Annotated in this window: 14 protein-coding genes; 10 read left to right on the top strand and 4 right to left on the bottom strand. The window is 75.5% G+C overall.

Annotated elements, in window-relative coordinates:
- Positions 1–81: 81 nt before the first annotated feature.
- Positions 82–1,077, top strand: coding sequence for a helix-turn-helix transcriptional regulator (locus IR170_RS15680; RefSeq protein ID WP_193665593.1), 996 nt, complete (start codon positions 82–84; stop codon positions 1,075–1,077).
- Between the two features lie 7 nt (positions 1,078–1,084).
- Here IR170_RS15680 and IR170_RS15675 read toward each other — a convergent pair whose 3' ends face one another.
- The gene (locus IR170_RS15675) at positions 1,085–2,002 is read right to left on the bottom strand and encodes a diacylglycerol/lipid kinase family protein (protein WP_193665591.1); all 918 of its coding nucleotides are present in this window, start codon (positions 2,000–2,002) and stop codon (positions 1,085–1,087) included.
- Positions 2,003–2,157: 155 nt separating this feature from the next.
- Between IR170_RS15675 and IR170_RS15670 the strand changes: the two genes are divergently transcribed.
- Positions 2,158–3,468 (top strand): adenylosuccinate synthase, encoded by a 1,311-nt coding sequence (locus IR170_RS15670; RefSeq protein ID WP_251535168.1) that lies wholly within the window; start codon positions 2,158–2,160, stop codon positions 3,466–3,468.
- A 51-nt stretch (positions 3,469–3,519) separates the two neighbouring features.
- Here IR170_RS15670 and IR170_RS15665 read toward each other — a convergent pair whose 3' ends face one another.
- A complete protein-coding gene (locus IR170_RS15665) occupies positions 3,520–5,619 on the bottom strand; it encodes a serine/threonine-protein kinase (protein WP_193665589.1) in 2,100 nt (699 codons plus the stop codon).
- The gene (locus tag IR170_RS15660; protein WP_193665586.1) at positions 5,616–7,889 is read right to left on the bottom strand and encodes a serine/threonine-protein kinase; all 2,274 of its coding nucleotides are present in this window, start codon (positions 7,887–7,889) and stop codon (positions 5,616–5,618) included. Before IR170_RS15660 ends, IR170_RS15665 begins: the two co-directional genes overlap by 4 nt.
- Before the next feature lie 229 nt (positions 7,890–8,118).
- Here IR170_RS15660 and purD point away from each other — a divergent pair, with 229 nt between their 5' ends.
- The 4 genes from purD to IR170_RS15640 all read left to right on the top strand — a co-directional run bounded on the left by purD (position 8,119) and on the right by IR170_RS15640 (position 12,769).
- Positions 8,119–9,372: a phosphoribosylamine--glycine ligase gene (purD, locus tag IR170_RS15655; RefSeq protein WP_193665734.1), complete on the top strand. Its 1,254-nt coding sequence runs from the start codon at positions 8,119–8,121 to the stop codon at positions 9,370–9,372.
- A 214-nt stretch (positions 9,373–9,586) separates the two neighbouring features.
- A complete protein-coding gene (gene purB, locus IR170_RS15650; RefSeq protein ID WP_056903328.1) occupies positions 9,587–11,005 on the top strand; it encodes an adenylosuccinate lyase in 1,419 nt (472 codons plus the stop codon).
- A 79-nt stretch (positions 11,006–11,084) separates the two neighbouring features.
- A complete protein-coding gene (locus tag IR170_RS15645) occupies positions 11,085–11,735 on the top strand; it encodes an RNA polymerase sigma factor (protein WP_193665584.1) in 651 nt (216 codons plus the stop codon).
- A complete protein-coding gene (locus tag IR170_RS15640; protein WP_193665582.1) occupies positions 11,732–12,769 on the top strand; it encodes a hypothetical protein in 1,038 nt (345 codons plus the stop codon). Before IR170_RS15645 ends, IR170_RS15640 begins: the two co-directional genes overlap by 4 nt.
- A 24-nt stretch (positions 12,770–12,793) precedes the next feature.
- Here IR170_RS15640 and IR170_RS15635 read toward each other — a convergent pair whose 3' ends face one another.
- Positions 12,794–14,269, bottom strand: coding sequence for an MFS transporter (locus IR170_RS15635; RefSeq protein ID WP_251535177.1), 1,476 nt, complete (start codon positions 14,267–14,269; stop codon positions 12,794–12,796).
- A gap of 107 nt (positions 14,270–14,376) precedes the next feature.
- On the opposite strand from IR170_RS15635, the gene IR170_RS15630 reads away from it, so the two are divergent.
- From IR170_RS15630 to IR170_RS15615, 4 genes are all read left to right on the top strand, one after another.
- Positions 14,377–14,973 (top strand): antibiotic biosynthesis monooxygenase, encoded by a 597-nt coding sequence (locus tag IR170_RS15630; protein ID WP_193665580.1) that lies wholly within the window; start codon positions 14,377–14,379, stop codon positions 14,971–14,973.
- 107 nt (positions 14,974–15,080) lie between these two features.
- Positions 15,081–16,988, top strand: a complete 1,908-nt coding sequence (gene malQ / locus IR170_RS15625; protein ID WP_193665578.1) for a 4-alpha-glucanotransferase — start codon at positions 15,081–15,083, stop codon at positions 16,986–16,988.
- Positions 16,989–17,046: 58 nt separating this feature from the next.
- Complete coding sequence (locus IR170_RS15620) at positions 17,047–17,571, top strand: hypothetical protein (protein ID WP_193665576.1); 525 nt, start codon at positions 17,047–17,049, stop codon at positions 17,569–17,571.
- Positions 17,572–17,613: 42 nt separating this feature from the next.
- Positions 17,614–18,516 (top strand): phosphoribosylaminoimidazolesuccinocarboxamide synthase, encoded by a 903-nt coding sequence (locus IR170_RS15615; RefSeq protein WP_319805116.1) that lies wholly within the window; start codon positions 17,614–17,616, stop codon positions 18,514–18,516.
- Position 18,517: the final 1 nt, after the last annotated feature.

Raw genomic sequence — 18,517 nt, 5'->3', positions numbered from 1 at the left:
GCTACCGGAGCCGCGCCGCTGGCCCGCCCCGGCCACGAGGAACCATGGCGGTGGGGGACGAGCGGCACTAACATGCCACGGATGCCCACCCGGACCCCCGCCACGCTGATGGCCGCCCTCGGCTTCCCCAAGCACGTGGACCGCCTCCACCAGCAGCTGCTGGGCCACTCCGGGCGCGAGCTCGTCTCGGTGGCGGCCGCGCTGCTCCAGACGCCCGAGGAGCTGATGAGCGCCCTCGAGCCGCTGTGCGACGCCGGCGTGGTGCGGGTGGAGGAGTCGCGGGTGTTCGTGGCCAGCGCCCCGGAGGTGGTCGCCCGCATCCTCGCCGCGCAGGCGGCGAGCGCGGCGATCGTGCAGGCCGAGCTGGAGAGCGTCGCGGCGGCCCTGCCGTTCCTCACCGGCAGCGGGGCCCGGCCCGCCGAGGGCGAGGTGCACGACGTGCAGCCTCTCGACGGCGAGATCAGCAGCGGCGGCAACCCGATCCCGCTGCTCACCGCGCTGATGGTGCAGAGCCGCGGCGACCTGCTCTGGCTGCGCCCCGACCAGTGGCGCCACCCCTCGGAGGACGCGATGGGCGACTTCATCGGCGACCTGGTGAGCGGGGGTCGCAGCTCGCGGGCGATCTATCCCGTGCGCGCGCTGACCGAGGCCCGCGCGACGCTCAACCACCGCGTCGAGAAGGGCGAGGTGATCCGGGTGCTGCCGACGGTCCCGACCCGCATGTTCATCATCGGCACGACCCACGCCGTGCTCCCCGAGCCGCTGGGCCAGGTCGACGAGCCGCGCTCCCTGATCCGCCAGCCGGGCCTGGTGAAGGCGCTGACCTACTGGTTCGAGGCGCTGTGGGACCGCGCGGCGCCGGTGAGCGCGCTGACCGGGGAGGCCGAGCCGCGCAGCGACATGCAGCGCTTCCTGGTGCAGCAGCTGGCCAGCGGCTCCCAGGACGAGCAGATCGCCCGCCGGCTCGGGGTCAGCCTGCGCACCGTGCGTCGCCGGGTCGCCGACCTCATGATCGAGCTGGGCGCCGAGTCGCGCTTCCAGGCCGGGGTCGAGGCGGCCCGGCGCGGCTGGCTCTGACGGTGCGTCAGCGGTGCGGCAGCACCATCGAGTAGGCGCCGGGCTCGAGGTGCCAGGTGCGCTGGCGCTCGGGGCCGTAGATCTCGCCGTCGGCGGAGCAGTAGAAGGGCTCCCCGGCGATGGAGACGGTGCGCCCGGTCAGGGAGATCACGTCGTCGCGCTCCTCGTGGCGCCCGAGCAGCAGGCCCGCGGCGTACCCGAAGCGCGCCAGGGGGCCGATCGAGCGCGAGACCATCACGTCGAGGCGCCCGTCGGTGGTCTCGGCCTCGGGGTTGAGCGAGGTGCCGCCGCCGACGTCGGAGCCGTTGCCGACGGCCACCATGAGCACGGGCTGGTCGAGGTCGACCACGCACTCGCCGTCGACCTCGACGCGCAGTCGCACGAAGGGCGGCTTGTACGCCGCGAGCGCCGCACCGATCGGGTAGCCGAGCTTGCCCAGGTTGACCTTGCCGACGCCGATCGAGCCGAGCCGGTCCTTCCACCGCGTGGCGCGGCGGCTGGCCTGCGCGCCGGCGCCGGCGTGGACGTTGTTGACGACGATCTCGCCGACCTCGTCGACGATGAGGTCGACGCGGCGCACCTCGCCGGTGAGCAGGACGCGGGCGGCCTCCTCGATGTCGAGGGGGATGTCGTTGCCGCGGGCGAAGTCGTTGCCGGTGCCCAGCGGCAGCAGGCCGAGCACGGCGTCGGCCAGCTCGTGACGGCGGTGGAGCGCGGCCACGACGGCGTGCATGCTGCCGTCGCCGCCGGCCACGACGATGCGACGCGACCCGGCGCGGTGCAGGACGCCGTTGAGCTCACCGGGGTCGGCGGTGGCGGCCACCTCGACGGAGGTCTCGGCGCGCAGGATGTCGAGGGCCCGCTCGAGGGTCTCCTCGTCCGACGTGCCGGCGCCGCTGTTGGTGATGACGAGAAGGGGCTCCACACGTCGACAGTAGTGGAGCGGGCGGGCGGGCGCCGACCTGCGGTAGCGTGTGGCCGCAAGAGCTCCGGTGCACTTGTGCCCGGGGCTCTCGCGTTTCCGCTCCGAGCGCGTCAGGTGCGCCGGGTCGGAGGAGTCCAGCACGCCTAGAAGCGGAAGTGAGCGAGCAGATGCCCGCGATCGCCATCATCGGTGCCCAGTGGGGTGACGAGGGGAAGGGCAAGGCCACCGACCTGCTCGGCTCCAGCGTCGACTACGTCGTGAAGTTCAACGGCGGCAACAACGCCGGCCACACCGTCGTCATCGGCCAGCCCGACGGCAGCGAGGAGAAGTACGCCCTCCACCTGCTGCCCAGCGGCATCCTGACCCCCGGCTGCACGCCGGTGATCGGCAACGGCGTCGTCGTCGACCTCAAGGTGCTCTTCGAGGAGATCGAGGGCCTCGAGGCCCGCGGCGTCGACACCAGCGGCCTGGTGGTCAGCGCCAGCGCGCACGTCATCGCCGACTACAACCGCACCGTCGACAAGGTCACCGAGCGCTTCCTCGGCTCGCGTCGCCTCGGCACGACCGGGCGCGGCATCGGCCCGACCTACGCCGACAAGATGAACCGCATCGGCATCCGGGTGCAGGACATCTTCGACGAGAAGATCCTGCGCCAGAAGATCGAGGGCGCCCTGGAGCTCAAGGGCCAGGTGCTGACGAAGATCTACAACCGTCGCGCCCCCTCGGTCGACGAGACCCTCGAGGAGCTGCTGCAGTACGCCGACCGGCTGCGCCCGATGGTCCGCGACACCGGCCTGCTGCTCAACCAGGCCCTCGACCGCGGCGAGACCGTGCTGCTCGAGGCCGGCCAGGCCACCCTGCTCGACGTCGACCACGGCACCTACCCCTTCGTCACGTCGTCGTCGGCGACCGCCGGCGGCGCCTGCACCGGCTCGGGCATCCCGCCGATGCGGATGGACCAGGTGATCGGCATCGTGAAGGCCTACACCACGCGCGTCGGCGAGGGCCCCTTCCCGACCGAGCTCTTCGACGACGCCGGTGAGCACCTGCGCAAGGTCGGCGCCGAGTACGGCACCACGACCGGTCGCCCGCGGCGCTGCGGCTGGTACGACGCCGTCATCGCCCGCTACGCCGCCCGCGTCAACGGCGTCACCGACTTCGTGCTCACCAAGCTCGACGTGCTGACCGGTCTGGAGCAGGTGCCGGTCTGCGTGGCCTACGACGTCGGCGGGGTCCGCCACGACGAGATGCCGGTCAACCAGACCGACTTCCACCACGCCGTGCCCATCTACGAGTACCTCCCCGGCTGGTGGGAGGACCTCAGCGCCTGCCGCACCTTCGAGGACCTGCCCGCCAACGCCCAGGCCTACGTTCGCGCGGTGGAGAAGATGTCGGGCGCGCGCATCTCGGTCGTCGGCGTCGGTCCCTCGCGCGAGGCGACCGTCGTGGTGCACCCGCTGGTCTGACCGGTCCGGGCGGGCCCGGCGCCGTCGCCGGGCGCCGACGGCCGGTGCGGCTCAGTACTGCCGCTCGGTCTCGGTGACGCGGTCGGCCACGGCCAGGACGACGTCGGGGTCGACCAGGGGCCACCGCGTGGCGGTGAGCAGCGACTCCTCCGAGGACCCGCTCGAGGACCCGTCGGCGGACCCGTCGAGCACGACGGCGCGCGGGCGCTCGACGCCGACGAGGGCCACCAGCTCGTCGGCGCCGTCGCCGTCGACGTCGGAGACCACGGCGTGCGGGGAGTAGTCGGCGTCGTCGTCGGCCGGTGCGAGCGCGCTCGCCCCGCCGAACCCGTCCTCCCACGACCACGCGCTCACCGCGAGGTCGGTGCCGACGTGCACGAGGGTGTCGGTGCCGTCACCGTCGAGGTCGGCCTGCCGGAAGACGCCGGTGCCGTAGCCGGGCTCGTCGAGCACCAGCGTCTCGCCGACCTGCTCGAAGGAGTCGCCGCGCGACACCAGGCCGCGCAGCACGGTGGTGCGGCCGAGGGTGTCGACCTCCACGAGGTCGTCGCGACCGTCACCGTCGAGGTCGCCGACGGTCCAGGTCGTCCTGGCACCCGGTGACCGCTCGACCTCGGCCCAGGTCGCCTCGCGCTGCCAGTCCTCGTCGGCGGTGCTGAGCATCACCGTGACGGTGGCGGTGTCGTCGAGGGCGGTGCCGACGGCGAGGTCGTCGCGCCCGTCGCCGTCGAAGTCCCCGAGCGCGGCGGTGCCGGTGCCGTAGTCGAACGTGCCGACCTCCTCGGCGGGCGGCACGACCATCAGCGAGCTGCGGCGCGGCGCGGGGTCACCCGCGTCGAGCGGGCCGGGCGCCACCGCCACGCGCAGGCTCGAGCCGTCGCCGTCGACGGTGACCCGGTCGAGGACGCCGTCGCCGTCGACGTCGCCCAGCACCGTGCGGGGGTTGACCTCCGCGACCCGCTCCGTGTCGCCGACGGCCGCGCCGTCGGAGCGCTGCAGCTGCCCGCCGTCGAGGTCGAGCAGCAGCAGGTCGCCGAGGCCGTCGCCGTCGAGGTCACCGCGCACGGCGGGGTCCTCGCGGGCCGGGGCGGGGTCCGCGGGCAGCGGCAGGCCCGCGGCGGCGGGGTCGGTCGCCGGGTCGGACGCGGTGTCGCGCGGCGCGTCGTCGGGCCACAGCAGCACGCCGGCGGCGACCGCACCCGCCGCGAGGGCGAGGCCGAGCCCGGCGGCCAGGCGACCCCGCCGCGGCCGTCCCGCGGGCGGTGGGGGCCGCAGGGCGGCGCCCGACCCGGTCGAGCGCTCGTGCCCGCCGAGGCGCCGCAGCTCCTCGCGCAGCGCGGCGGCCCCCGGGTGGCGGTCGGCGGGGTCCTTGGCCAGGGCCCGGGCGAGCACGGGGTCGAAGGCGGCCTTGGCCGGGTGTCCCTCCGGCAGCTGCGGCACGGGGGCAGAGACGTGCGCCATCGCGACCTGCACGTCGCTGCCGGCGTAGGGCGGGCGTCCGGTCAGCGCCTCCACGAGCAGGCAGCCGACGGCGTAGACGTCGCTGGCGGGGGTGGCGGGGGCGCCCCGGGTCAGCTCGGGGGCGAGGTAGCTCCAGGTGCCGGCGACCGCGCCGGGGGAGGTGAGGCCGCTCGACTCGGTGAGCGCGACACCGAAGTCGCACAGGTAGACGTGGGGCCGGTCGAGCCGGTCGTCGCGCAGCAGCACGTTGGCGGGTTTCACGTCGCGGTGCACCACGCCCACGGCGTGGGCCGCGACGAGGGCGTCGCAGACCTGCGCGACGACGGTGGCGGCCAGCTCGGGGCGCAGCGGGCCGTGCACGGCCAGGAGCCGGCCCAGGTCGCCGCCGGTGGCCAGCCGCGTCACGAGGTACGGCGACCCGGCGTGCTCGCCGTGCTCGTAGATGGCGATGACGTGCGGGGAGTCGAGCCGCGCCAGCACCGCCGCCTCGCGCTGGAAGCGGGCGGCGAAGGCGGGGGAGTCGGCGAGGGCGCCGCGCACGACCTTGATCGCGACGCGTCGCCCCAGGGAGGTGTCGGTGGCGGCGAAGACCTGGCCCATGCCGCCCACGCCGACGACGGCGTCGATGCGGTAGCCGCCCAGGGTGCTGCCGACGCGCAGGGGGCCGGCGGTGCCGGCGGGCCCGGTCACGGGACGGTCTGTCCCATCACGCTCTGCTCGAGGCGGTAGGTGAGGTCGGCGCTCCAGCTGGCCCACTCCTCGGTGTCGCCGAAGCGCTCGCCGTCGGAGCGCACGACGAGCACCTTCGCGGTGCGGTCGTCCTGCGGGCCCACGGCGAGCAGGTCGACGCGACCGTCGCCGTCGACGTCGCTGAGGGTGAAGCGGGCCTGGAGATCGCCGCCGTCGCCGGTGATGGAGTCGATGACGCCGGCGCCGACCGGGTCGCCGAGACCCTCCTCGCCGAGACCCCGCACGGAGACCTCGAAGTAGTCCTCGCCGGTGCCGGACACGCTCACCAGCTCGTCGTCGCCGTCGGCGTCGACGTCCCCCGCGAGCGCGGCGATGTCGAAGCCCTCCTCGCCGGTGCTGCTCGTGCCCTCGTCGAAGCCGTCGCCGGTGCCGAGGTAGAGGGTGGTGACCTGCTCGGGGTCGTCGGCCAGCGGGTCGGGGCTGGTCGAGACCACCACGTCGAGCAGGCCGTCGCCGTCGTAGTCGCCGGCCTCCACGGTGGGGGTCAGGTCCTCGCCGGGTCCGTCGATCTCCAGGAGCGGCTCGGCCTCGCCGAAGCCGTCCTCGCCCTGACCGTGGGCCACGAAGAACTCGTAGGGCCGGTCGCGCTCCCAGGCCAGCAGGAGCAGGTCGTCGAGGCCGTCGCCGTCCACGTCGCCGGCCCAGGGGGTGACGTTGCGGGCGTCGCTGGGGCGGTCGATGTTGAAGCCGAACTCGCCGCCGTCGGTGAGCCCGGCGGCGACGTAGATGCGCCGCTCGCGCCCGGCCGGCACGTAGACCGAGACGACCTCGCTGAGACCGTTGCCGTCGACGTCGGCCAGCGTGATGGTGCGCAGGGTGCGGGCGCCCACGGCGTAGTCGCGCTCCGGCTGGGCCTCGAGCTGCTCGCCGTCGGAGAGCAGGCTGGTGGAGAAGAAGCTGTAGACGTCGCCCTGCTGGACGGGGTAGATCGACACGGCGTCGCCGAGGCCGTCGGCGTCGATGTCGCCGGCGATCGGACCTTCCGGGGGCTCCGGGGCGGCGCTGGCCTGGTCGGTCGCCTCGGCCCCGCTCGCGCCGTCGCCGCCGTCGGCGCCGTCCTCGCCGGTGGCGGAGGAGGTCGACCCGTCGTCGGACCACGGCGTGGTGACCGCGAGCGCGGTGCCGCCGGCGACGAGCAGGGCGAGGGCGGCGACGCCGGCCAGCACGACCGGACGCCGGCCCCGGCCGGCCCCGCCCGACGAGGCGCCCCGCCCCGTCGCGCGGCGCCGGCCCGGGGTGGCGGCGGCAGCGGCCGCGGCGGCCGCGGCTGCGCTGGAGCCCGAGCCGGCGGAGCCGGAGGGGCCCGACGCCCCCGTGGGCGTGGCCGGAGCGGGCACGGGCACCGGGGTGATGCCGCTGCCGGGAGCGAGCGGGGTCGCCGCGGCGGCCAGGAGGTCCTGGCGCATGGCCTCGGCGTCGGGGTAGCGGTCGGCGGGGTCCTTGGCCATGCTGCGCGCCAGGATGGCGTTGGCCCACCGGGTGAAGTCGTCGCTGCCGGTGAGCTGGCGCACCGGGGAGGTCTGGTGGGCGATGGCGATCTCGACGTCGGAGCCGACGTAGGGGGCGGTGCCGGTGAGGGCCGCCCAGAAGAGGCAGCCCAGCGAGTAGAGGTCGGAGGCCGGGGTGGCCTCGCGGCCCTCGCCGCACTCGGGCGAGAGGTAGCTCCAGGTGCCGGCCACCGCGCCGGGGGCCGTCAGGTGGTCGGCCTCGTCGCCGGCGCGGGCGATGCCGAAGTCGCACAGGTAGACGTGGAGGTCGGTGGCGGTGGCGTCGCGCAGCAGCACGTTGCTGGGCTTGATGTCGCGGTGGACCACGCCGGCCCGGTGGGCGTCGGCGAGGGCGTCGGCGACCTGGGCGCACAGGGTCGCGGCCAGCTGCGGGGGCATGGGGCCGCGGGCGCGCAGCTGGCCGCCGAGGTCGCCGCCGGCGACGTACTGCGTCGCGATGTAGGGGCAGCCCTCGTGCTCGCCGTGGTCGTAGATCTCGATGACGTGGGGGGAGTCGAGACGGGCCAGGAGGGTGGCCTCGCGGTCGAAGCGGCGCAGGAACTCCTCGGAGTCGCCCAGCTCGGCCGAGACGACCTTGAGGGCCACCTGGCGGTGCAGCGACAGGTCGGTGGCGCCGAGGACGACGCCCATGCCGCCCCGGCCGATCTCGTGGTCGATGCGGTAGCGGTCGAACTGGTCACCGACGCGGGGGAGTGAGGCCATGGTGGGCGTCCTTCCCCCTCGCAGGCGACCTGAACCCCGCCGGGAGCACCCGGCTCACCGGGGTCGCTGCGGCGCGGGGCGCCGGCGGCGGCCACTACCCTGGTGCACCGTGACCGACCCCTCGCCCCAGGACCCGACCCACGCTCCGCCCCAGGCCGCGTCTCGCGACGGCGCCGACGGCGGGACCGGTCCCGCACCCCACGTGACCGGCACCGTGCCGACCGGTCCGCTGACCTGCCTGGTCGTGGGCCCCGGTGGTCGCGAGCACGCGCTGGCCCGGGCCCTGGCCCACGACGCGGGCGTCGCCGCGGTGCACGCCGCCCCGGGCAACCCCGGCATCGCCGCCGTCGCCACGCTGCACGACGTGGACGCGCTCGACGGCGAGGCCGTCGCCGACCTCGCGGTGTCGCTGGGCGCCGACCTGGTCGTCGTCGGGCCCGAGGCGCCGCTGGTGGCCGGGGTCGCCGACGCCGTCCGCGCCCGCGGCATCGCTGTCTTCGGCCCGACCCGGGCCGCCGCCGAGCTCGAGGGCTCGAAGGCCTTCGCCAAGGACGTCATGGCCGCGGCCGGGGTGCCCACCGCGGCCGCCCGGGTGTGCACCTCCGCGGTCGAGGTGCAGGCCGCCCTCGACGCCTACGGCCCGCCCTACGTCGTCAAGGACGACGGCCTGGCCGCCGGCAAGGGGGTCGTGGTCACCCTCGACCGTGACGAGGCCGTCGAGCACGCCGCACGCTGCGGACGCGTGGTGATCGAGGAGTTCCTCGACGGCCCGGAGGTCTCGCTCTTCGCGATCACCGACGGCACGACGGTCTACCCGCTCCAGCCGGCTCAGGACTTCAAGCGCATCGGTGACGGCGATGTCGGGCCCAACACCGGCGGCATGGGGGCCTACACCCCGCTGCCGTGGGCCCCCGACGACCTCGTCGAGGAGGTGCTGGCCACGGTGCTCCAGCCCACCGTCGACGAGATGGCCCGCCGCGGCACCCCCTTCGCCGGGCTGCTCTACGCCGGGCTCGCCCTCACCTCGCGCGGCACCCGCGTGGTCGAGTTCAACGCCCGCTTCGGCGACCCCGAGACCCAGCCGCTGATGGCGCTGCTCGACTCGCCGCTCTCGCCGCTGCTGGTCGGCGCGGCCACCGGCACGCTGTCCGACGTCGCCCCGCCGGCGTGGCGCCCGGGCGCGGCCGTCGGGGTCGTGATGGCCAGTCGCGGCTACCCGGAGACCTCGTCGTCGGGCGACGTGATCGTCGGGATCGACGCGGCCGAGGCCCTGCCCGACGTGCACGTCGTCCAGGCCGGCACGGCCCTGCGCGACGGCGACCTGGTGACCGCCGGCGGTCGGGTGCTCGCGGTCGTGGCCACCGGCGCCGACCTGGCCGCCGCCCGCCGGGCGGCCTACGACGGGGTCGCCTCCGTCGACTTCCCCGGCGCCCAGCACCGCACCGACATCGCCGCGGGTGCCGCGGCGGGAGGCGGCGCCTGAGGCAGCGCCCGGCTCGAGCCGCCCGGGCGGTGGGCGAGCGACCTGCTCGAGCCCCGCCTCCCCGCGGGCCCCGGCCCCTCCTGGGTCCTCCTCGGCACCGGGTGGTCAGCCGACCGGCTGGTCCGGCCGCCCCGCGCCGGGTGAGGGGCGCGAGGAGGTCCGGCCCCGCCGTCGGGGAGCGGACGGGCGGCGCGACCGTGGGAGGATGAGGTACGTGACCGTGCCCAACGTCCTCGCCACCCGCTACGCCGCCGCCGACCTCGCCGAGATCTGGTCGCCCGAGCACAAGATCGTCCTCGAGCGGCGGCTGTGGATCGCTGTCCTCCGCGCTCAGCGCGACCTCGGGATCGCGGTGCCCGACGGCGTGGTCGAGGACTACGAGGCGGTCGTGGAGCAGGTCGACCTGGCCTCGATCGCCGCCCGCGAGCGGGTCACCCGCCACGACGTGAAGGCGCGCATCGAGGAGTTCTGCGCGCTGGCCGGCCACGAGCAGGTGCACAAGGGCATGACCTCGCGCGACCTGACCGAGAACGTCGAGCAGCTGCAGCTCAAGCAGTCGCTGGAGCTGCTGCGCGACCGGGCCGTGGCCACCGTCGCCCGGCTGGCCCGCCTGGCCGCCGAGCACCAGAGCACCGTGATGGCCGGCCGCTCGCACAACGTCGCCGCCCAGGCCACCACGCTGGGCAAGCGCTTCGCGACCGTCGCCGACGAGATGCTCATCGGCGTCGAGCGCGTCGAGGAGCTGCTCGCGCGCTACCCCCTGCGCGGCATCAAGGGCCCGATGGGCACCGCGCAGGACATGCTCGACCTGCTCGACGGCGATGCCACCAAGCTGGCCGCCCTGGAGCAGCGCGTGGCCGCCCACCTCGGCTTCGACCGGGTGCTGACCAGCGTCGGCCAGGTCTACCCCCGCTCGCTCGACTTCGACGTGCTCTCCGCCGTGGTGCAGCTGGTCGCCGGGCCGTCCAACCTCGCCACGACGATCCGGCTGATGGCCGGCAACGAGATCGTCACCGAGGGCTTCAAGGAGGGCCAGGTCGGCTCCTCGGCCATGCCCCACAAGATGAACACCCGGTCCTGCGAGCGGGTCAACGGCCTCGCGGTGGTCACCCGCGGCTACCTCTCGATGGTCGGCGAGCTCGCCGGCGACCAGTGGAACGAGGGCGACGTCTCCTGCTCGGTGGTGCGCCGGGTGGCCCTGCCCGACGCCTTCTTCGCCGCCGACGGTCTCTTCCAGACCTTCCTCACCGTGCTCGACGAGTTCGGTGCGTTCCCCGCGGTGATCCAGCGCGAGCTCGACCGCTACCTGCCCTTCCTGGCCACCACGAAGGTCCTGATGAGCGCCGTGCGCAACGGCGTGGGCCGCGAGAGCGCCCACGAGGCGATCAAGGAGGCCGCGGTCGGGGTGGCCCTCGACATGCGCCGCGGCCAGGCCGACAACGACGTCTTCGCCCGCCTCGCCGCCGACGAGCGGCTCGGTCTCACCACCGAGCAGCTCGACGCGCTCGTGGCCGACCCGATCACCTTCACCGGCGCCGCGGTCGAGCAGGTCGAGCAGGTCTGCCGGCAGGTGGCCGCGCTGGTCGAGCGGCACCCGGCAGCGGCGGCGTACGCGCCCGGCGCCATCCTCTGACCGACCCCACCACGGCGAGCCGCTGGCGCCGGCGTCGGCGACCGGTCACGATCGGGGGCGTGCCGGACACGGATGGGTCATGACCCCCGAGGAGAGGTTCCGCCGGCTCTACGCCGACCACTTCGACGCGCTGCTCGGGTACGCCCTGCGCCGCACCGACACGTCCGACGACGCCGCCGACGTCGTCGCCGACACCTTCCTGGTGGCCTGGCGGAGGCCGGGCGAGGTGCCCGAGGGCGAGCGGGCGCGGATGTGGCTCTACGGCGTGGCCCGCCGCACGCTGGCCAACCAGCGGCGCGGCCGCGGTCGCCGCGACCGGCTCGGTGAACGGCTGCGCGACGAGCTGGCCCTGGTCGCACCCGACCCCGCCGACGCCGCGGTCGAGCGGCAGCGCGTGGCGACGGCCCTCGCGCGGGTCTCTCCGGCCGACCGGGAGGTGCTCGAGCTGTCGGCCTGGGAGGCCCTGGAGCCCCGGGAGATCGCCGAGGTGCTCGGGGTCAGCGCCGTCGTGGTGCGGGCCCGTCTCTCCCGCGCCCGGGGCCGGCTGCGCCTGCACCTGCTCGAGGCGCCCGAGTCCCCGCCGCCCCCGCCGCCCTCGCCGCCGGGGTCCCGCGCCACCCCCGGTGCGCGAGCGCGAGCAGGCTCGGCAGCGCGGTCCGGTCACGTCCACGACCTGGCCGGACACCTCTCCAGCAGACACCCGATGACCGTCCCGGAGGAGGCACCGTGACCGACGCACCCCGACCCGTGATCAGCGACGACGAGGTGGCCCGGCTGCCCCTCAGCGCGGGGCGGGCCGACCTGATGGAGCAGATCATGAGCACTCCCGTCCTCGACCACCCCGCCACGACGTCGACCGACCGTCCGCGCCGCCGCTGGCCCGCCGTGGCCGCCTCGGCCGCGGCCGTCGCCCTCGTGGCCGCCGCGCCGCTGCTGCTGCGCGACGGCACGCCCGCTCCGGCGGGTCCGGCCGGGTCCACCGGGCAGCCGGCCCCTGCCGGCGCCGACGTCCCGGGCACCCCGGGCGCCACGGGTGCAGCCGTCACGGGCCCGTTCGGCTGGCTCGCGGTCGAGGGCTGGCGGGCGACCTACGTCGCCGAGCGCAACGTGTCCTACACCGGCCCCGCGGGTGACCTCGAGATCACCCGCTACGACGCCGACGCCTACCCCGGCTACGTCGCCGACCGCGCGGAGGTGCCCCTGGTGGGCGAGGTCGACCTGCTCGGCCGCACCTCCGACCTGCGCGCCTACGGCCCCACCGACCACGCCGTGATGCGGTCCCCCCAGGACGGCAGCTTCATCGAGGTGCGCGGCAGCGGCATGGACGAGGCGGCCTTCCGCGACCTGCTGGCCGGGGTGCGGCTGACCGACGAGGCCACCTTCGCCGAGGCGCTGCCCGAGTCCGTGGTCACGCCGGCGGAGGTCAGGTCGACGATGGAGGGCATGCTCGAGGGCGTCGAGACCCCGCCGGGCTTCGACCTCGACGACGTGGAGGTGACGGGCTACAACACCCGCTACCACGTCGGCGCCCCCCTGACCGCGGCCGTGACCTGCGGCTGGGTCGCGGTCTACGCCGAGGCGGCGGCGAGCGACGACGACGCGGCCGACGACGCCGCGGTGTCGGCCATGCGGGCCAGCCGCGACTGGCCGGTGCTGCGCGAGATGGCTCCGCAGGGCGACTGGAGCCCCTGGATCTGGCAGGTCGGCGACGACATGGCGGCCGGACGGGACCCGCAGCGGATCGCGGAGTCCAGCGGCTGCTGACCGTGACGGCTGGAGCGGGCCGCCTCAGGCGCGGGCCCGCTCCAGCCGCAGCGCGCGTACGGCGAGCAGCAGCGCGACGCCCAGCAGCAGCACGCCGGTGAGCAGCGCCGCGCGCAGGCCCGCGCCGGGGGAGACGGACCCCGCGACCACCTGGTAGACCGTCATCAGCAGGGCCGCGCCGATCGAGGCGCCGATGCGCTGCCCGGTCTGCAGCGCCCCGCCGGCCGCGCCACCCATGCGGGGCGGCACGTCGGCGAGGGTGAGGGTGATGTTGGGGGAGACGACCGCACCGCCGCCGAGTCCGGCCAGCAGCAGGGCCGGAGCCGCGAGCAGCACCAGCGTCGTGCCCTCCCGGCCCGGCGCCACGAGGGCCACGGCGACGACGCCGACCATCGTGGTGACGAGAGCGGCCACGGTGATCCGTCGGCCGACCGTCGAGATCCAGCGGCCCACCAGCGGGGCGCTGGTGGCCGAGCCGAGCGCGAAGGGCACCAGCAGCAGACCGGCCATCAGCGGGGTCCAGCCCAGGCCCTCCTGGAGGTAGACCGAGAGCACGAGCAGGAGCCCGGTGAAGCCGGTGAAGTACAGCGTGCCGACGCTGAGGCCGCTGGCGTAGCCCGGCAGCCGGCGCAGCAGCGCGACGTCGAGCAGCGGCGGGTGCCCGCGGCCCACGGTGTGGTGCTCCCAGCGCACGAAGCCCCAGGCGAAGAGGGGCACGCCGAGCAGGAGCAGCAGCGGCAGGCGCGCGCCGCTCTCGACGCTCACGACGGGGTAGAGCAGGCACAGCACCGTGGCGCCGAGCAGCAGGGCTCCGGGCACGTCGATGCGGGGGTCGTCGTCGTCCTCGCGGCGGACCCGCTTGGGCACCATGCGCACCACCGCGATCGCCGCGACGACGCCGATCGGCACGTTGATGAGGAAGAGCCAGCGCCAGCCGTCCTCCTCGCCGGCCAGCGCGATGATCGCGCCGCCGATGACCGGCCCGGCCGCGGAGGCCGAGGAGACCGTGAAGCCGAAGAGCCCGAAGGCACGGCCGCGCTCGGGGCCGCGGAAGAGCTGCTGGATCAGCCCGGAGTTCTGCGGGGTGAGCAGGCCGGCGGTGGCGCCCTGGAGGAGCCGGGCCGCCACCACCGTCTCCGCCGTCGGCGCGAGCCCCACCGCGGCGCTGGAGAGCACGAAGCCGGTGAGGCCGATCAGCATCAGCCGGCGACGGCCGTAGGCGTCGCCGAGGCGGCCGCCGGCCACGAGCACGAGGCCGAAGGTGAGCGCGTAGCCGGACACGACCCACTGGATGGTGCCGGCCGAGGTGTCGAGGCCGGCCTGCATCGAGGGCACGGCGACGTTGACGATCGAGACGTCGAGCAGCGACATGAAGCCGACCACCAGTGACACCCCGAGGATCCGCCAGCGGCGCGGGTCGGGCTCCCACTGCTCCTCGTCGTCGTGGTGGGAGGGGTGGTCCTCGCCGGTCGACGACCTCGGGACCACGCGCTCGCTCACACCCGCCAGCCTCCCCGACCGCCCAAGACCCGGAGGGGTGGGCCGCCGCTGCCGCCGGAGTCGCCCTCAGATTTGCGGTGCGGCCCGGGCGGCTCGACGCTGGTGCCATGGGCTCACCGGTGACCGTCTCCATCACCCGCCACGTCGACCCCGGGCGCGAGGCCGAGATGGCCAGCTGGCTGCAGGCGGGCACCGCGCTGGCCCAGCGCTTCCCGGGCTTCCTGGGCGCCGGGTGGGTGCGCCCCGAGCGCGACTCGGAGACCTGGCACATGCTCTACCGCTTCGCCGACACCGAGGCGCTGTCGCGCTGGGAGACCTCCCACGAGCGGCAGTGGTGGCGCGACTCCTCGGCCGGGCTGGGCGTGACCGAGTCGCGCGTCGAGCGGCGTACGGGCATCGAGGGGTGGTTCGACGACCCCACCAGCCGCGACGTGCGCGACCTGCGGGTGACCCCGCCGGCGCCGCCGCGGTGGAAGCAGGCCTCGGTGATCTTCATGGTGTTCTACCCGCTCAGCGTGCTGGCCAACTGGGTCGCGGGCCACGTCGTGGCCGACCTCGTGCTCCCGCTGCGCGTGCTGGCCACCGTGTTGGTGATGACGCCGATCATGACCTACCTCGCCCTGCCCTGGATGACCCGGCGGATGGAGTGGTGGCTGCACGGCCGCCCCGCTCCCTGGCGCAGCACGACGCTCCAGCGCCGGTGAGCGGCCCCGGGCTCGCCGTCACGTCCGGCAGGTGCTGACCGCCTGCCCGGGACGGCACCCCGCGAGGGGTGGTCCGCGGCGCCCGCGCGGCTCCTAGGGTCGGGGGCGTGCCCGACGCGACCCCCTTCGAGCCGCGCGTCGACGACCGCGGCCTCCAGCTGACCTGGCTCGACGCCGACGACGAGCCCCAGGAGGCGCCGGAGGCCACGGTCGCCGCGCTGCGCGAGGTCATCGGCACCCCGCCCGACGACCTGGCCGCCCGCGGGCCGCTGGTCTCCCGGCCTGGGCGCGACCTCGGCCTGGGTGCCGTGCGGGTCGTCTGCGAGGACGGGAGCCGGCACGACGTCGACGGCCCGCTGCCCGCCGACTTCCCGCTGGGCTACCACCGCCTCACCACCACCGAGGGCGTCGAGCGCCGGCTGGTGGTCTCGCCCGGTCGCTGCTGGACCCCCGAGCAGCCCACCTGGGGCTGGGCGGTGCAGCTCTACGCCGCGCGCTCGCGCGCCGGCTGGGGCATCGGCGACCTGGGCGACCTCGCCGCGCTGCGCCGCTGGACCGAGCGCACGGGCGGCGGGCTGCTCGTGGTCAACCCGCTGCACGCCGTGGGCCCGTCGCTGCCGCAGGAGGCCAGCCCCTACCTGCCGGCCACCCGCCGCTTCCGCAACCCGCTCTACCTGCGCGTCGAGGACGTGCCGGGCTGGGACGACGCGCTGCTGGCCGAGCTCGACCTGGCCGAGGACCTCGCCGCGGCCCGCGCCACCGACCTGGTCGACCGGGACCGCCTGTGGCCGCTCAAGGCCCGCGCCCTGCGCGCCGTGCTCGACCGCAGCGGCCCGGGCGAGCGACCCGAGGGGGCCGCGGACGACTTCGCCGCGTGGCGCCGCGCGGAGGGCGAGGGGCTCGAGCGCTTCGCGCTGTGGAGCGTGGTCGCCGGTGACCACGGCGCCGACTGGCACGCCTGGCCCGAGGCCCTGCGCGACCCCGACGGCCCGGCCGTCGCCGACCTGGCGCGCGAGCGCGCCGACGACGTCACCTTCCACGCCTGGCTGCAGTGGCTGCTCGACGCCCAGCTGCGCGCCGCCTCCGGCGACCTCACCGTGGTGCAGGACCTGCCGATCGGCGTCTCCGGCGGCGGCTCCGACGCCTGGTCGTGGCAGGGCGTGCTCGCCGACGGCGTCACCGTCGGCGCCCCGCCCGACGCGCTCAACTCCAGCGGCCAGGACTGGGGCTCCCCGCCGCTTGTGCCCTGGCGCCTGCAGGAGGCCGACTACGAGCCCTTCGTCGAGGCCGTGCGCGCCACCCTCGCCGGCGCCGGCGGGCTGCGCGTCGACCACGTGATGGGTCTCTTCCGGCTGTGGTGGATCCCCGAGGGCGCCGAGCCCACGCAGGGCGCCTACGTGCGCTACCCCAGCGACGACCTGCTCGACATCGTGGCGCTGGAGTCCCACCGCGCCCGCGCCGTCGTCGTCGGCGAGGACCTCGGCACGGTCGAGCCGGGGGTCCGCGAGGCGCTGGCCGAGCGCGACGTGCTCACCTACCGCGTGCTGTGGTTCGAGGACGAGGAGCCGGCGACCTGGCCCACCGGCGCCCTCGCCACCGTCACCACCCACGACCTGCCCACCGTGGCCGGGCTGTGGACCGGCAGCGACGTCGAGGACCAGCTGGCCAGCAGCGACATGGACCCCGCCGCCGTGCGCGCGGGTCGCGAGGAGCTGCGCGAGCGGCTGCTGCGCCACGACGCGCTCGCGCCCGACGACGGGCCCGACCGGGCCGTCGCCGCGGCGTACGAGCGGCTCGCCCAGGCGCCCTGCCTGATGCTGTCGCTCTCGCTGGAGGACGCCCTGGGCGAGGAGCGCCGGCCCAACGTGCCGGGCACCACCGAGCGGCCCAACTGGTGCCTCCCGCTGCCCCTGGCCGTCGAGGACCTCGTGGCCGGCCCCGCCGACCACCTCGCCCACCGAGTGGCCGGCCGGGTGGCCGAGCGTGCGGCCGACGGGGGAACCGGTCGGGGATAACCCTTGACCTGCGCCGGGGGCGTTGTCCCCGCGGCACGACCTCGCGCAGGCTCGGGGCATGACCTCCTCGACCACCGCCCTCCCCGCACGCCCCCGTCGTACGCCGCGCCGCGCCGCGACCGCCGCGGCGGCCGCGCTGGCCGGCCTCGTCGGGTCGCTCGCCCTGGCTGCGCCCGCCTCGGCGGTGACCCAGGCGAGCGCGGAGACGCAGCTCCGCGCCGCCGGCATCACGTGGACCTCCTCGGGCGGCTGCACCGACCGCACCGTGTCGACCTGCACCTCCTTCGACGGCCTACGTCAGACCAGCGTCGACGGTGCGATCACCCTGAAGCGAGCCAGCGGCTGCGCGCTGACCATCACCGGTGGCACCGAGACCGGGCACGCCGGCGGCACCTACAGCCACAGCGCGGGCTACAAGCTCGACTTCTCCCGCACCTCCTGCCTCACCTCGTGGGTGCAGCGCACCTACACCTACGTCGGCCAGCGCAGCGACGGCGCCGCGCTCTACCGCGCCGCCTCGGGCAACGAGTACGCCGACGAGGGCAACCACTGGGACGTCACCTACTACACCTGCGGCTGCTGAGCGCCCACCGCCGGGCGGGGCGCCGCCCTCTAGGCTGAGCCCGTGAGCGCCGCCGACCTCAACATCCCCACCGCACCCCCGATCGCGGGTGCGCGCCCGCTGCACTCGGGCAAGGTGCGCGACCTCTACGAGATCGAGGAGGGCGAGCACGTCGGGCAGCTGCTCATGGTGGCCAGCGACCGGATCTCGATCTTCGACTTCGTGCTCGACTCGACCATCCCCGACAAGGGCGAGATCCTCACCCGGATGTCGCTGTGGTGGTTCGACCAGCTTGCCGACCTCGTGCCCCACCACGTGCTGTCCACCGACGTGCCGGCGGCCGTCGCGGGGCGCGCGGTGGTCTGCGAGCGGCTGGCGATGTGGCCGGTCGAGTGCGTCGCGCGGGGCTACCTCACCGGCTCCGGCCTGGTCGACTACACCGCCACCGGCGAGGTCTGCGGGGTCGCGCTCCCGGCCGGCCTGGTCGACGGCAGCCGGCTCCCGGAGCCGGTCTTCACCCCGGCCACCAAGGCCGAGCTGGGCGAGCACGACGAGAACGTCTCCTACGCCGCCGTCGCGGCCACCATCGGCGACACGGCCGCCGAGGAGCTGCGCGACCTCACTCTGGCCGTCTACTCCCGCGCCGAGGCGCTGGCCCGTGAGCGGGGCATCGTGCTGGCCGACACCAAGCTGGAGTTCGGCGCCCGCGCCGACGGCACCACCGTGCTGGGCGACGAGGTGCTCACCCCCGACTCCTCCCGCTTCTGGCCCGCCGACGCCTGGCGGCCCGGCCGCACCCAGCCGTCGTACGACAAGCAGATCGTGCGCAACTGGGCCCTCTCGCCGGAGTCGGGCTGGGACCGCGCCTCCGGCGAGGCGCCGCCGCCGCTGCCCGCCGAGGTCGTCGAGCGCACGCGGGCGCGCTACGTCGAGGCCTACGAGCTGCTCACGGGCGAGAGGTTCTGAG

The sequence above is a fragment of the Nocardioides kribbensis genome, assembly GCF_015070375.1.
In the GTDB taxonomy this organism is placed as follows: domain Bacteria; phylum Actinomycetota; class Actinomycetes; order Propionibacteriales; family Nocardioidaceae; genus Nocardioides; species Nocardioides kribbensis.
This window is presented reverse-complemented; position numbering and strand designations above follow the sequence as displayed.

Coding starts and splice junctions, on each gene's coding strand:
- IR170_RS15620 (WP_193665576.1), top strand. CDS start 17,047: ATGACCTCCTCGACCACCGCCCTCCCCGCACGCCCCCGTCGTACGCCG.
- IR170_RS15630 (WP_193665580.1), top strand. CDS start 14,377: ATGGGCTCACCGGTGACCGTCTCCATCACCCGCCACGTCGACCCCGGG.
- IR170_RS15680 (WP_193665593.1), top strand. CDS start 82: ATGCCCACCCGGACCCCCGCCACGCTGATGGCCGCCCTCGGCTTCCCC.
- IR170_RS15660 (WP_193665586.1), bottom strand. CDS start 7,889: ATGGCCTCACTCCCCCGCGTCGGTGACCAGTTCGACCGCTACCGCATC.
- IR170_RS15645 (WP_193665584.1), top strand. CDS start 11,085: ATGACCCCCGAGGAGAGGTTCCGCCGGCTCTACGCCGACCACTTCGAC.